Origin of the sequence: Gracilimonas sp. (assembly GCF_014762685.1) — a bacterium.
In the GTDB taxonomy this organism is placed as follows: domain Bacteria; phylum Bacteroidota; class Rhodothermia; order Balneolales; family Balneolaceae; genus Gracilimonas.
The window spans coordinates 1,450,186-1,464,306 of the sequence record NZ_JABURM010000005.1 but is presented as its reverse complement, the minus strand read 5'-3'; the positions used below and the strand labels follow the sequence as shown (position 1 = coordinate 1,464,306).

Here is a 14,121-nt window from a genome sequence, read left to right as displayed (position 1 = left end):
CCCAAAACGGAAAACGGTAATCCACACAGACTCAATTACTGATATGATTGAACATACCCTATATAGTTTAAGTCAGTTTTACCCGGAGATCATCCTTGTTCTTACACTTTGTGTAATTATAGTGGCAGATCTGTTGATCAAAAAAGAAAGTAATACAACCGGATATATATTTCTGGGTGGATTAGTGCTTACCGGGATTTTTGTATTGATGCAATTAGGCCGGAGCGAGGCTGTATTTTACGATATGGTTGTTGTTGACCCGTTTGCGGTATTTTTTAAAGTTTTGTTGGTGCTCACCGGCATCTTTATTGTATTCTTTTCGTTGCAAAGCAAGGAGCTTGAGGAATACAAATCCCGCATCGGAGAATATTATATGTTGCTCTCCGGAATGATGCTGGGCATGTTACTTATGGTAGGTTCTACTAATCTCCTGTTTATGTACCTTGCTTTTGAACTGACGAGTATTAGCTCTTATGTACTGGTTGGCTTTACTAAAAAAAGACATAAATCAGCCGAATCTTCCCTGAAGTACATTATCTATGGAGCGGTTTCGTCAGGGGTGATGCTATATGGAATTTCGCTGCTGATTGGTATCACCGGGGCTACTGATATGTATGGAATGAATGAAGCCCTTGTTGCCGGTTCAAGTCAGTCATTACTGCTGAATTTATCCATTCTACTCATTATAGTAGGGCTTGGTTTTAAAATTGCAGTGGTCCCATTCCATTTTTGGGCACCGGATGTTTATGAGGGAGCTCCAATTTCAATAGCTGCGATTCTTGCAGTGGCATCAAAAATAGCTGCTTTCGGTTTATTGGTTCGTTTTTTCACCCTTACATTCATTGACTCAGAAGGAGTAATGGCAACCGGGGTTTGGCAGGTTATTGAAGGTATTCACTGGAATATACTTTTGGGAGGAATGGCTGCTTTAGCTATGATTGTAGGTAATCTGACTGCATTGCGACAAGATAACATTAAGCGAATGCTTGCTTACTCAAGCATTGCTCATGCCGGGTATCTATTGATGGGATTGGTGATTTTAGCTGAAGAAGGTCTCGCTTCTATCATGATCTATCTGTTCATCTATCTGTTTATGAATCTTGGAGCTTTTTATGTAGCCATGCTCTTTTCCAATAAACTGGGAACAGAATCAATTGAAGAATACAAGGGGCTCGGCTTCCGGGCACCAGTGGAAAGTGTAGCCATGACCATATTCCTGGTATCTCTAACGGGCATTCCTCCCACCGGAGGGTTCATCGCTAAGCTTTACATATTTGGAGCCGCAGTTAGTGCCGGGTGGATATGGCTTGTAGCAATAGCAGGTGTCACTACGGTGATATCGCTTTTCTACTATATACGGGTATCACGAAATATGTTTTTCTTTAAGCCGGAAGGTGATACAAGTCTGCTGAAATTTAATACAGGAGCTCGAATAGTTCTCTTTTTGTTGTTAATACCAACAGTTTTGTTAGGCATTTACTTTGAACCGGTTCTAAACTTTGCAAAAAATTCAATCAACATGTTCGGTATGTAGTAATGGTAAAGAGTATTTGTTGAGGAAATGAAATTACAAGCTTCTTAACCGGAGTTAGTAATAGAATTCAATGAAGAATTTTATTTCGGTTTAGGGAGACATCTATCACCGCCATTTGATGAGCGCATAGATTATAACAGTAACCATAAATCCATAATGCCATGAAAAAATCGAACTTAAAAAAACTGTTTGCGGATGCTGAAGAGGATTTAAGACACGCGAAGAAAGAGCTTTATCGTCCTATAGAGGATGTAGTAAATTTTTCTGCCTGTGTATTCACAAGGCAAGCACTATATAAGTATTTGTTGGGATTATCCCTGGTAAATGCTGAAGAAAACAATGATCCTGTTCAGGAAGATAACACTCTGGAAAAGCTCATTAAATACAACAGCAAATACAATGAAGCTTTAAAAAGCATCGACTTTTCAATGTTGAGTTGTAAGTGTCATAAAATGCAAGAAGAAGGAGAAGAGGATCTTGTGTATTGTACAAATGTGGACAAAGTAAATTATTGCTCAGATCTTTCAGAAAGCGTCCGGGAAATTTTAATTGAAAAGAAGCCGTCTTTATTATGAGGATAGTTTATAGTCTAAACTTAAAATATTCGAAAGCTTTTGAATGAGTTAAAAAATTTCGGGAATTAAAAAGGAGTTTTATATCTTTAAATCTTTTAAACAAACAGGAAGGGCTTGCTAATTAGCCCATAGATTAAATTAAATAATTAAGAACAAACTATGTTTTCAACATCTTGCCATTATGGTCTTCAGGCTATGCTTTATATTGCTATGTATTCATCCAATGATAAAAATGTGGGATTAACCGAAATAGCAGAGAACCAGGAGATACCCAAACATTTTTTAAGTAAAATTTTGCAGGAGCTTGTAAAGAATGAATTGATTGATTCCATGAAAGGCCCAAATGGCGGTTTTAAGCTGAGAAAGTCTGCGGATGAGATTGCTTTGATACAAATAATTGAAGCTATTGATGGCATGGGAGTATTTACTCAATGTGGAATCGGGTTTAAGAAATGCAGCGACAGCCACCCGTGTCCCATTCATCATGACTTCAAAAAAGTAAGGGACAAGGTTCAGAATTTGTTTGAAAACAAGACCCTTAAAAAACTTATTGAAGAAGTTGAGCAAGGGGATAGCATTATTAATATGAAGAAAATTCCCGGCTGATTTCCCTGTTTTTAAATTTCAAAACCTTTGTTTACAGTATGCCAAAAAGCAGTTTGTACCTCAACAGTTTAGACCATTACTAAATAGAGTATTTATTTTGTAGACGACTTCATTTTTATTTAAATTAAATTTAGAGTTTTATATCTAAAAATCTTTATTTATATCATTGTCGTTGAGAAGATGTATAAACAGCATATAACTTAACCTTTCAATCAAAGATTTATGTTTTCTGCCTCATGCCATTACGGATTGCAGGCGATGTTTTACATCGCATCTCACTCGACGGAAGAAAAGAATATAAGTCTCAATGAAATTGCCAATGACAAGAATATTCCGCAGCATTTTTTGAGCAAAATATTGCAGCTGTTGGTAAAGCATAAACTTTTGATTTCAATGAAAGGACCACATGGTGGATTTCGGCTTAATCGTGCCCCGGAAGAGATAACACTCATTGAAATCGTTAAAGCTATTGATGGGCTTGACATATTTAACCAATGTGGAATTGGATTCAGGGAATGCAATGAAGAGGATCCTTGCCCGATTCATACAGATTATAAGCGGATAAGGGACCATGTACGAGACCTTTTTGAGACGAAAACCCTGGAGGCACTTACTGAAGATATCCTGAATGGGGATAGTCTCGCAAAGTTTACGAAGTGATAAGCAATGAAAGCAACGAATATAACATTGAACAAATTTACTGATTTAATAACCCCCGGAGGAATTTTCCAATGCCGAAAAAGAAGTTAACTATTGACGCAAACGAAGCAGCCGCGTATGTAGCGCATAATCTAAGCGAGGTAATAGCGATATATCCTATTACCCCGGCTTCCCCAATGGGAGAGTGGTCGGATGAATGGACAATGGCCGGAAAGAAAAACATTTGGGGAACCGTTCCGGAAGTTGTTGAGCTTCAAAGCGAGGGAGGTGCAGCAGGGACTTTGCATGGGGCTCTTCAATCGGGAGCAATGGCCGCAACATTTACGGCCTCCCAGGGGTTGTTATTAATGATCCCGAACTTGTTTAAAATTGCAGGAGAGTTGACTCCGGCTGTGGTTCATGTTGCAGCAAGATCGGTAGCAACTCATGCGCTTTCGATTTTTGGGGATCATAGTGATGTGATGGCTTCTCGCATGACCGGCATGGCGATGCTAAGTTCTAACAGTGTACAGGAAGCCATGGATATGGCTCTGATTTCACATGTCGCTACACTGGAATCAAGGATTCCGTTTCTTCATTTCTTTGATGGATTCAGAACATCGCATGAAGTGCAAAAGATTGAACAGATTCCTCCGGAAGTGATGAACGAGATGATTGATGAACAGTGGATCATCGATCACCGAAATCGAGCTTTGACTCCGGATAAACCTGTTATAAGGGGAACGGCTCAAAACCCGGATGTTTTCTTTCAGGCACGTGAGTCTGTGAATTCCTACTACGATGCCTGCCCGGAAATCGTGCAAAAAACGATGAATAAATTTGCTGAATTGGGAGGCCGTCAGTACCAGCTGTTCGAATATCATGGACCGGATGATGCTGAAAGAGTGATTATTTTGATGGGCTCCGGCGCGGAAACGGCTCACGAGACTGTTGACCGAATGAATGCAAAAGGTGAGAAAGTAGGATTGATAAAAGTCCGGCTTTTCCGTCCATTTAGTATGAATCATCTGATTCAATCGTTGCCCGATACGGTAAAAGGGATAGCTGTTTTAGATCGCACCAAAGAACCGGGAAGTACCGGTGAGCCACTCTATAATGATGTATTAGCTGCAATTCAGGAAAACAGGGTTGAAGGATGGAAACCGTTTGCGGAAGAGCTGAAAGTTATCAATGGCCGTTATGGGTTGTCCTCCAAAGAATTCACCCCGCCAATGATTGCAAGAATTTTCGATGAACTAAAAGAACAAAAACCCAAAAATCATTTCACTATTGGTATTAATGATGATGTGACCAAGACCAGCCTTGATTATACTGCCGATGGGTGGGATACGGATAAAGAAGTATTTGAAGGCTTATTCTACGGTTTAGGAGCTGATGGAACCGTTAGTGCAAACAAAAACTCCATTAAAATTATTGGAGACAATACCGATAACTATGCCCAGGGATATTTTGTATATGACTCGAAAAAATCGGGTGCTACCACGGTATCTCACTTGCGTTTTGGGCAAAACCCCATCAGGTCAGCTTACTTGATTGATAAAGCAAAGTTTGTTGCTTGCCATCAATTCCAGTTTTTAAATCGGCTTGATATGCTGAAACACGCACGTCCGGGAGCAACCTTCCTGCTGAATGCCCCATACAGCCCCGATGAAGTTTGGGAGCAAATTCCCAACAAAGTGCAACAGCAAATTATAGATAAGGGTTTAAAGTTCTACAGTATTGATGCCTATAAAGTAGCTCGTGAGAATGGTATGGGCACCCGCATTAACACGGTAATGCAAACTTGTTTCTTTGCAATTTCAGAGATACTACCCAAAGAAAAAGCAATATTTCTGATCAAAGATGCCATCAAAAAAGCATACGGTAATAAAGGTGAAGAAATTTTACAGAGCAATTACAAAGCGGTAGATAATTCGGTTGAGAACTTGTTTGAAGTGAAAGTGCCTGCTAAAGCAAGTTCTGAGATCGAGATGCGTCCGGCAGTACCAAAAGAAGCTCCTGACTATGTACAAAAAGTGATTGCAGAAATTATTGCAGGAAATGGTGATAACTTGCCGGTTAGTTCATTTGAAGCAGATGGAACTTTCCCAACGGGAACTACTCAATGGGAAAAACGAAATATTGCTCAGGAGATACCGGTTTTAGAACCGGATATTTGCATTCAGTGTGGCAAATGTATGATGGTTTGTCCGCATGCCGTAATCCGAATGAAAGCTTATGATGGAGAATGGCTCAATTCTGCTCCGGAAACCTTTAAGTATATGGATGCAAAAGGCCGGGAATGGCCGGATAATACAAAAATCAGCATCCAGGTTTCCCCGGAAGATTGCACCGGCTGTGAACTTTGTGTAGAAGTTTGCCCTGCTAAAGACCGTAAAGAAGTAGGACGGAAAGCACTGAATATGGCGGCGATTGATCCGCTTATTGAGCAGGAAAAGGAAAACTGGGAGCACTTCCTGAGAATACCGGAGTATAAACGAGAAGATTTAAAAACAGAGACAGTAAAAGGAGCCCAGTTCCTGCAGCCATTGTTTGAATTCTCCGGCGCATGTGCCGGTTGTGGCGAAACGCCATACATCAAACTCATTACCCAGCTTTATGGCGACCGAATGGTGATTGCCAATGCCACTGGATGTTCTTCTATTTATGGCGGTAACCTTCCATCAACTCCTTATACAACGAATAGTCAAGGTTTAGGTCCGGCGTGGTCAAACTCGCTGTTTGAGGATAATGCTGAATTTGGACTTGGTTTCAGGCTTACCATTGATAAGCAACAGGAACAGGCACGTGAACTGTTATCAAATATGAATGGCGCTGTTGATGCCGGTTTAAAAGAAGAAATCCTGAAGGCGGATCAATCTACAGAACCCGGAATATTTGAACAACGGGAACGGGTAAGTAAACTCAAAGAAATCTTGAAGAAATCAGATTCTAAAGACGCAAGTATGTTGTACAGCATTGCGGATTACCTGGTTCGTAAAAGTGTCTGGATATTTGGCGGGGATGGTTGGGCTTATGATATCGGATACGGAGGGCTCGACCATGTGTTAGCGAGTGGCCGTGATGTCAATATCCTGGTGATGGATACAGAAGTTTATTCGAACACCGGTGGACAGTGCTCAAAAGCAACTCCGCTGGGAGCTGTTGCAAAATTTGCTGCAGCAGGTAAACGGGTAGCCAAAAAAGATCTGGGCTTGATGTCGGTAAATGGCGGAAAGGCCTATGTAGCCAGAATTGCTATGGGAGCCAATGACATGCAGACCATGAAGGCTATTATTGAAGCCGAGCGATATCCCGGGCCGTCCATTATAATTGCTTATAGCCACTGTATTGCACATGGTTATGACATGAAAGATGGCCTCACACAACAGAAATTGGCAGTGGATTCTGGATATTGGCCGCTGTTCAGATTTGACCCGACAAAAGTTGATGAGGGCAAAAATCCATTCCAGCTTGATTCAAAAGCACCAAAGATTTCATTGAAGGATTACGCTTACAATGAAATGCGGTATTTGATGCTGGCTAAATCTCAGCCGAAAATTGCCAAAGAATTAATTACTCAGGCTCAAAAAGAAGTAAAAGAGCAATGGCACGTGTACGAGCAGATGGAGAAAGTATATGAGCCGGAAAGTGAAGAAATGCCTGAAGAATAATGAAAACCTTAATTCCAGCCTGGCTTTTATTTATATCTGGCAGGGTGGGATAGAAGAAATATTAACGTGAAATGATTTAACCATCGAATTTCTAACGCTATGAATTTAGAAACAAAATATCTTGGACTGTCTCTTAAAAACCCGCTTGTTCCATCTGCATCACCGCTTTCAAGCAATACGGATAATGTTAAAAAGATGGAAGAAGCCGGGGCATCAGCTATAGTGATGTACTCCTTATTTGAGGAACAAATCACAGCAGAAAATAAGGCTCTTGATCATTACCTGAATAAATCGAGTGATAGCTATGCGGAAGCTCTCAGCTATTTTCCCCAGCCGGATGTGTATCACAATCTGCATGCCGAAGATTATCTGGAGCAGATCATGAACCTGAAGAATGCCGTGGACATACCGGTGATTGCCAGTTTAAATGGTCTCTCGAAAGGTGGATGGATGTCTTATGCAAAGAAAATGGAAGAAGCCGGAGCCAATGCTATTGAATTAAATATCTACTATATAGCAGGGAATCCTGATTTAACTTCAACTGAAGTTGAACAAATGTACATTGATGATCTCGAAGCGGTTAAAGAATCTGTTGATATCCCGGTTTCTATAAAGTTAGGCCCCTATTTCAGTTCATTTGGTAATATGGCTGTGCGTCTTGAACACGCCGGCGCAGATGGTTTGGTTTTATTTAATCGTTTTTATCAACCCGACATAGATCTTGAGTTTCTTGAAGTTGAACCCAGCTTGGAATTGAGCAGTACCTTTGAGAAAAGGCTTCCATTGCGTTGGATTGCCATGCTCAGGCCGCATCTTTCATGCAGTCTTGCCGCCACAACCGGCATACATACGGCAAATGACGTAATTAAAATGATACTTGCCGGAGCCGATGTAACTATGATGGCATCCGTATTACTTTATGGAGGCCCAAGAGTATTAAAATCTATGCTGAAGGAAATTGAAATCTGGATGGAAGAAAAAGAATATACATCCATCGAGGAAATGAAAGGGGCCATGAGTTCCGCTTCAGTTGCCGATCCCGAAGCATTTGAACGAGCAAATTATATCAAAGCACTGCAGGGCTTTAAATTAGATGATATTAAATGAAGTTTGTAATCTATACAGATTCTAAATATGAGTCAGTATTGGTTATAAAATTGTTAGTGGAAAAACTTTTTAATACTTTATAGTAGAGTTTTTTGTCTAAATATCTAAAATAGGATTTAAAACATTTTCCAACACATGTTGAAACCCAAACCCAGAATCAAATATTAAAGACCATGGCAGTATTAATCACCGATACATGTATTAATTGTGCAGCATGCGAACCGGAATGTCCTAACCAGGCTATTTATGAGCCGGGTGCGGAATGGTCGATGGCAGAAGGAACTAATTTAACAGGTACAGTAACCCTTTTGAATGGAAAAGAGGTGGATGCAGATGACATGCAGGAACCTATTTCCGATGAGTTTTACTTTATTGTAGCAGATAAGTGTACTGAGTGTAAGGGGTTTCATGACGAAGAGCAGTGTATTTCTTTTTGTCCGGTTCCTGATTGTATTATACCTGATCCTGATCATGAAGACTCAGAAGACACACTTATTAAAAGGCAAGCATTTCTCCACGGATAGGCCGGTACTTTAGAATCTAAACAAAAACCAAGATGAGCTGATTATGGCAGAAAGTGTTTTAACCTCGGAAATGAGAAAAGTTGTTGTCCGGTTTTCCGGAGACTCCGGTGATGGTATGCAGTTGACCGGAGATATGTTTTCACAATCATCGGGTATTGCGGGTAACGATTTAACTACGATACCTGATTTCCCTGCTGAGATTCGAGCTCCTCAAGGAAGTATTGGCGGTGTTTCCAGTTTTCAGATACAAATTGGCGGAACCGAGATTTATACCCCCGGTGATGTAGTAGATGTACTGGTTGCGATGAATCCGGCTGCATTAGCCGCTAACCTTGGGTTCCTGAAGCCCGGTGGAACTATTATTGTTGACGAGGATAATTTTACTTCCAAAAACCTGAAGAAGGCTGATTATGAAAGTAATCCGCTTGATGATGAAACATTGGAAGATTTTCAAGTAATCCGGGCTCCTGCAACATCCATGACAAAAGAGGCCCTCAAAGATTTAGGGCTTGAAATGCAAGCCATAACCCGAAGCAAAAATATGTTTGCACTTGGTTTGGTTCTGAATTTGTTTAGCCGCCCGATCGAAAAAACTGTTGAATTTATTGAGAAGAAATTCAATAAAAAACCGGCATTGGTTGAGGCTAATAAAAAGGCACTGAATGCAGGTTATAATTTTGCTGAAAGTACAGAAGTGATCGCTAAATCAGTTTTTATTCCCCCGGCTAAGCTCCCTAAAGGCACCTATCGGAATATAGACGGAAATACGGCTGTAGCGTGGGGACTTTTGGCAGCAGCAGAAAAAAGCGGCAGAAAATTATCTTTAAGTTCTTATCCAATAACGCCGGCTTCAGAAATTCTCCATGAACTTTCGGCACGCAGAGATATGGGGGCCATTGTTTTTCAAGCTGAGGATGAAATAGCCGCTATTACGGCTGCAATTGGAGCTGCTTTTAGTGGTAATTTGTCTGCTACTACAACATCCGGTCCGGGTGCTTCCTTAAAGTCTGAAGCAATGGGTTTAGCTGTGATCTCTGAACTCCCATTGGTTATTGTGAATGTTCAACGTGCAGGTCCTTCTACCGGGTTACCGACTAAAACAGAACAGAGCGATCTCTATCAGGCCCTGTATGGAAGGCATGGTGAAGCACCAATGGTGGTGATGGCCGCCAGTTCTCCTGATGATTGTTTCTATTTTAGTTATGAAGCAGCAAAAATTGCCCTGGAGCATATTACCCCTGTAATGCTGCTTTCAGACTCGTATCTGTCAAGTGGTACCAGCCCCTGGAGAATACCGGAGGAAGGTGAACTTGAAGAGATCAATATTCCGAGATATGAAGGATTACCTCAAGACTGGCAGCCTTATATGCGTCAACAGGAATTCCTGAATCGTTATTGGATGAGTCCCGGAGATGCGGGGTTTGAACACCGGATTGGCGGCCTCGAGAAAAAGGAAATTACAGGTAATCTGACTTATGAACCTCTCAATCATGAGAAAATGACCAAGTTGAGGGAAGAGAAAATAGACAGAATTGCAAAAAAACTGCCCAAACAAAAAGTCATAGGAGCTAAATCCGGAAAATTATTGGTCGTTGGATGGGGAAGTACCCATGGGGCCATAAATACTGCAGTTACAGAGCTGATGGAAGATGGTGAAAAAGATATCGGATTTACCCACTTTAACTACATAAAGCCCTTGCCTGAAAATACGGAAGCTGTTTTTAGCAATTATGATCAAATACTAGTGTGTGAATTAAACAACGGACAGTTTGTTCATTATTTGAGATCAATATACCCACACTTCAATTATAAGCAGTTTAATAAGATACAGGGACAACCTTTCTTTACCACAGAAATAAAAGCACAGATCATTAATCATTTATCGGAGTAAGTATGCAGACGGATGCAAAAAATAATGGAGCTGCCCTGACCACGAAAGATTTTAAAAGTGATCAGGCGGTACGCTGGTGCCCGGGTTGTGGTGATTACATGATCCTGGCTATTATGCAAAAAGCCATGGCAAATATGGGCCACAAAAAGGAAAATACCCTAAGTATTTCAGGTATCGGTTGCTCCTCCAGGATTACTTATTATTTGGATACCTATGGTATTCATTCAATTCATGGTCGTGCTATTGCAGTTGCAACCGGGGCAAAATTAGCCAACCCTGATTTAAATGTATGGGTTTTTACCGGTGATGGAGACTGTATGGCAATTGGAGGGAATCATTTTATTCATGCATGCAGGAGAAATGTGGATCTAAATATTGTCATATTTAACAACAAAATTTACGGTATGACCAAAGGCCAGTCGTCGCCTACGACCCCGGAGGGTGTGAAAACCAAGACGGCTCCGGAAGGAAGTTATGAGAACCCCTTTAATATCGGAGAAATTGCCATTGGAGCCGGGGCTTCATTTTTTGCCCGGGTTCCTGATAATGATCCAAAGTTATTGGAAGATGTGATGATGCAGGCGTATAACCACAAAGGTACTTCTGTTATTGAGGTACTCCAAAATTGTGTGATTTTTACGGATGGTATTCACGAACAAATAACCGGTCGTGAGACTAAAGATGAAAACCAGGTCATTCTTGAACAGGGGCAACCCATACTATTTGGCAAAGAAAAAGAGCATGGATTAAAAGTTGATGGAATGCGCCTTAAGAAAATCATTCTTGAAAATGAAATTGGCGGGTCCCTGGTGCACGATGCCGAAGAAGCCGATGTACTGCAACATTTGGCATTAGCAAAAATGCAACTCCCCGATTTTCCCGTTGCCATGGGAGTGATCAGAAAGGTTGAATCCAAACCATTTGAAGAACGTGTTCACTCTGCTATTAAATCCGCAAAAGGAAGAGGTGATTTCAATAATATAAATGATTTGTTCCGAAGCGGAAGTACCTGGGAGATTTCTTAATTAAGGGCATACAATATTCTTTTCTGAATACATCTGTTGATAATCAAAGTTAGCTGCAATATATTAATCGTAATTTTACGATAAATTGATAATAATGTATTTTGCATTATCTAAATTCCAACGGAGTGAATGAGTTGAAGTCTTTGCTTTCTGATTTTTCTTATAAACTCGTTAAAAGCTGCTGTTAATGAGATTATTCATCATGTATAAAAAGCTGGAACAGTATATTGAAGAATTAAAGGCTGATTTTGATTCCATTACTTCTTCAAGAAAAGAAAAACTTAGAGAAGTTGCGGATTATATCCGCTCAAAAAAAGAATCAGGGGAGACAGCCAGGCTTAATTTTATCTGTACGCACAATAGCAGGAGAAGTCATTTAGCACAGATCTGGACATCAACGGCGGCTCATTACTATGGAATAGAAAACATCGAAACCTATTCGGGGGGAACAGAGGCTACGGCCTTCAATCCACGGGCGGTTGTAGCGCTAGAACGAGCGGGTTTTAAAGTTGAGAATTCGGGTGGAGTGAATCCCGGGCATGAAGTTTTCTTCAGTGAGCAATCGGAGCCGATGATCTGCTTTTCCAAGAAATTTGACGATGAGGTCAATCCCGATAAAAACTTCGCTGCCATCATGACCTGCTCGGATGCCGACGAAAACTGTCCATTTGTGCCGGGAGCGGAATTTCGAAAACCGATCACTTATCGCGATCCAAAGGAGTCTGATGGGACAGATAAGGAAAAAGAAATTTACGACGAACGTTGCCGGCAAATAGCCACGGAAATGTTCTATATGATCAGCAAAACAAAATAAAGAAATCAGAATTCAGGACTCAGTATTCTGAATTCTGAGTCCTGATTCCTGACTTCTATCCAACCAAAATTTTTATCAAGAACTTCTAAACACATAAACGCTACATGTCTGAATCATCTCAAAAACGAATGGACTTTTTCGAACGCTACCTCACACTATGGGTATTGCTTTGTATAGGAATTGGAATCGGAGTGGGGTACCTGACCGGGGATTCAATACAGGTTATCAGCGACTGGGAGATCTATAAAGTGAACATCCCGGTTGCCTTTCTGATCTGGCTGATGATATACCCTATGATGTTGCAAGTGGATTTTGCTTCTCTTAAAGAGATCGGAAAATCCCCTAAAGGAGTGGTTTGGACCGTAATAATCAATTGGGCAATCAAACCCTTTACCATGACCTTTTTTGCCTGGGTCTTTTTTGATCATATTTATTCGGCATGGCTGAGTCCGGAGCTGGCAGATCAGTATATAGCCGGGGCTATTTTGTTGGGAGCTGCACCCTGTACAGCCATGGTTTTTGTGTGGTCGTATTTATCAGATGGAGATCCGAATTACACCTTGGTTCAGGTTTCGGTGAACGATATCCTGATCCTCGTTTTGTTCATTCCCATTGTGGGATTATTGCTTGGCATTACCGATATAGCCATTCCGTGGAACACACTTGCAGCATCCATTATCGTGTTTGTAGTGATTCCATTGCTGGCCGGATATCTGACCCATAAAATTGCCATCAATCAAAAGGGACAGGAGTGGTACACTTCCAAATTCCTCCCAAAATTTAAGCCGGTTTCCATATCAGCCTTACTGGTGACCCTGATTTTATTATTTGCCTACCAGGGTGAAAAGATCGTGGGTCAGCCACTGGATATTGTATTGATTGCCATTCCGCTGATCATTCAAACATATTTTATTTTTGTACTGGCCTGGTATGGGGGGAAGAAGATCGGATTACCGTATCAGGTTTGTGCCCCCGGTTCCATGATCGGAGCCAGTAATTTTTTCGAGCTTGCCGTGGCGGTTGCCATAGCTTTGTTTGGTTTGCAATCCGGAGCGGCTTTAGTGACGGTAGTCGGGGTTTTAATCGAAGTGCCGATTATGCTTTCGCTGGTGAAGTTTGCGAATAAAAGCAGGCTAAAGTATTAGAAAGAAGTCAGAATACAGAATTCAGGATAAGTTTTTCTGAATTCTGTATTCTGACTCCTGAATTCTCAAATAAAAAAACTTTCCACTTGCAGAACTGTTTATAATTTCTAAATGTTAGGCTTACCAGAAAACAATAACTAACGGCCTCAAACATTGACATTCGTAACACGCAGAGCTCATTTTAATGCCGCACACCGGCTTCATAATCCCGATAAAAGCGATGAGTGGAATCGCAAAACCTTTGGGAAGTGCAACTATCCTAACTGGCATGGACACAACTACGTGGTTGAAGTTACCGTAGCCGGCGAACCCGATCCGGAAACGGGATTCATCATTGACCTGGGCGATCTAAAGGACATCATCCACAAGAAAATCCTGGAACCTTGTGACCACCGAAACCTGAATATGGACGTGCCATTTTTGGAAGGGGTTTTACCAACTACGGAAAATATAGTCCGTGCTTTCTACGAAGAATTAAAGCCGGAGGTAGAAGCAGCTTGCGTTAGCGACGGAAAATTATACAAGGTCAAACTCTTCGAGACCGAACGAAATATTGCCGAATATTGTCCTTATCGGGGAATTTAACA

At 41.1% G+C, this 14,121-nt stretch carries 12 protein-coding genes; all 12 read left to right on the top strand.

The features are described 5' to 3' along the window. Positions 1 to 43 precede the first annotated feature (43 nt). Entirely contained in the window at positions 44 to 1,534 is a 1,491-nt protein-coding gene (locus tag HUJ22_RS06655; protein WP_290875490.1) for an NADH-quinone oxidoreductase subunit N, read from the top strand. Positions 1,535 to 1,695: 161 nt separating this feature from the next. Next, on the top strand, positions 1,696 to 2,109 hold the full coding sequence (locus tag HUJ22_RS06650) for a hypothetical protein (protein ID WP_290875488.1): 414 nt from the start codon (positions 1,696 to 1,698) through the stop codon (positions 2,107 to 2,109). Between the two features lie 159 nt (positions 2,110 to 2,268). Beyond that, a complete protein-coding gene (locus HUJ22_RS06645; RefSeq protein ID WP_290875486.1) occupies positions 2,269 to 2,715 on the top strand; it encodes an Rrf2 family transcriptional regulator in 447 nt (148 codons plus the stop codon). A 222-nt stretch (positions 2,716 to 2,937) separates the two neighbouring features. Next, positions 2,938 to 3,375, top strand: a complete 438-nt coding sequence (locus HUJ22_RS06640; protein WP_290875484.1) for an Rrf2 family transcriptional regulator — start codon at positions 2,938 to 2,940, stop codon at positions 3,373 to 3,375. Positions 3,376 to 3,446: 71 nt separating this feature from the next. Next, a complete protein-coding gene (nifJ, locus tag HUJ22_RS06635; protein WP_290875482.1) occupies positions 3,447 to 7,028 on the top strand; it encodes a pyruvate:ferredoxin (flavodoxin) oxidoreductase in 3,582 nt (1,193 codons plus the stop codon). A gap of 99 nt (positions 7,029 to 7,127) precedes the next feature. Beyond that, positions 7,128 to 8,135 carry a dihydroorotate dehydrogenase-like protein gene (locus tag HUJ22_RS06630; protein ID WP_290875480.1) on the top strand — a complete coding sequence of 336 codons (1,008 nt, stop codon included), beginning with the start codon at positions 7,128 to 7,130 and terminating at the stop codon, positions 8,133 to 8,135. Between the two features lie 173 nt (positions 8,136 to 8,308). Continuing rightward, positions 8,309 to 8,659, top strand: coding sequence for a 4Fe-4S binding protein (locus HUJ22_RS06625; protein WP_290875479.1), 351 nt, complete (start codon positions 8,309 to 8,311; stop codon positions 8,657 to 8,659). A gap of 43 nt (positions 8,660 to 8,702) precedes the next feature. Then, the gene (locus HUJ22_RS06620) at positions 8,703 to 10,550 is read left to right on the top strand and encodes a 2-oxoacid:acceptor oxidoreductase subunit alpha (protein WP_290875477.1); all 1,848 of its coding nucleotides are present in this window, start codon (positions 8,703 to 8,705) and stop codon (positions 10,548 to 10,550) included. A 2-nt stretch (positions 10,551 to 10,552) separates the two neighbouring features. Beyond that, complete coding sequence (locus HUJ22_RS06615; RefSeq protein ID WP_290875475.1) at positions 10,553 to 11,575, top strand: 2-oxoacid:ferredoxin oxidoreductase subunit beta; 1,023 nt, start codon at positions 10,553 to 10,555, stop codon at positions 11,573 to 11,575. Positions 11,576 to 11,762: 187 nt separating this feature from the next. Beyond that, on the top strand, positions 11,763 to 12,389 hold the full coding sequence (locus HUJ22_RS06610; protein ID WP_290875473.1) for a protein-tyrosine-phosphatase: 627 nt from the start codon (positions 11,763 to 11,765) through the stop codon (positions 12,387 to 12,389). 104 nt (positions 12,390 to 12,493) lie between these two features. Then, positions 12,494 to 13,534 (top strand): ACR3 family arsenite efflux transporter, encoded by a 1,041-nt coding sequence (gene arsB, locus HUJ22_RS06605; RefSeq protein ID WP_290875471.1) that lies wholly within the window; start codon positions 12,494 to 12,496, stop codon positions 13,532 to 13,534. 153 nt (positions 13,535 to 13,687) lie between these two features. Next, positions 13,688 to 14,119, top strand: coding sequence for a 6-carboxytetrahydropterin synthase (locus HUJ22_RS06600; protein WP_290875469.1), 432 nt, complete (start codon positions 13,688 to 13,690; stop codon positions 14,117 to 14,119). The last annotated feature ends 2 nt before the right edge of the window (positions 14,120 to 14,121 follow it).

Excerpts from the sequence above, each read along its gene's own strand:
- HUJ22_RS06655 (WP_290875490.1), top strand. The coding sequence starts at position 44 with ATGATTGAACATACCCTATATAGTTTAAGTCAGTTTTACCCGGAGATC.
- arsB (WP_290875471.1), top strand. The coding sequence starts at position 12,494 with ATGTCTGAATCATCTCAAAAACGAATGGACTTTTTCGAACGCTACCTC.
- HUJ22_RS06630 (WP_290875480.1), top strand. The coding sequence starts at position 7,128 with ATGAATTTAGAAACAAAATATCTTGGACTGTCTCTTAAAAACCCGCTT.
- HUJ22_RS06640 (WP_290875484.1), top strand. The coding sequence starts at position 2,938 with ATGTTTTCTGCCTCATGCCATTACGGATTGCAGGCGATGTTTTACATC.
- HUJ22_RS06610 (WP_290875473.1), top strand. The coding sequence starts at position 11,763 with ATGAGATTATTCATCATGTATAAAAAGCTGGAACAGTATATTGAAGAA.
- nifJ (WP_290875482.1), top strand. The coding sequence starts at position 3,447 with ATGCCGAAAAAGAAGTTAACTATTGACGCAAACGAAGCAGCCGCGTAT.
- HUJ22_RS06650 (WP_290875488.1), top strand. The coding sequence starts at position 1,696 with ATGAAAAAATCGAACTTAAAAAAACTGTTTGCGGATGCTGAAGAGGAT.
- HUJ22_RS06625 (WP_290875479.1), top strand. The coding sequence starts at position 8,309 with ATGGCAGTATTAATCACCGATACATGTATTAATTGTGCAGCATGCGAA.
- HUJ22_RS06645 (WP_290875486.1), top strand. The coding sequence starts at position 2,269 with ATGTTTTCAACATCTTGCCATTATGGTCTTCAGGCTATGCTTTATATT.
- HUJ22_RS06620 (WP_290875477.1), top strand. The coding sequence starts at position 8,703 with ATGGCAGAAAGTGTTTTAACCTCGGAAATGAGAAAAGTTGTTGTCCGG.
- HUJ22_RS06615 (WP_290875475.1), top strand. The coding sequence starts at position 10,553 with ATGCAGACGGATGCAAAAAATAATGGAGCTGCCCTGACCACGAAAGAT.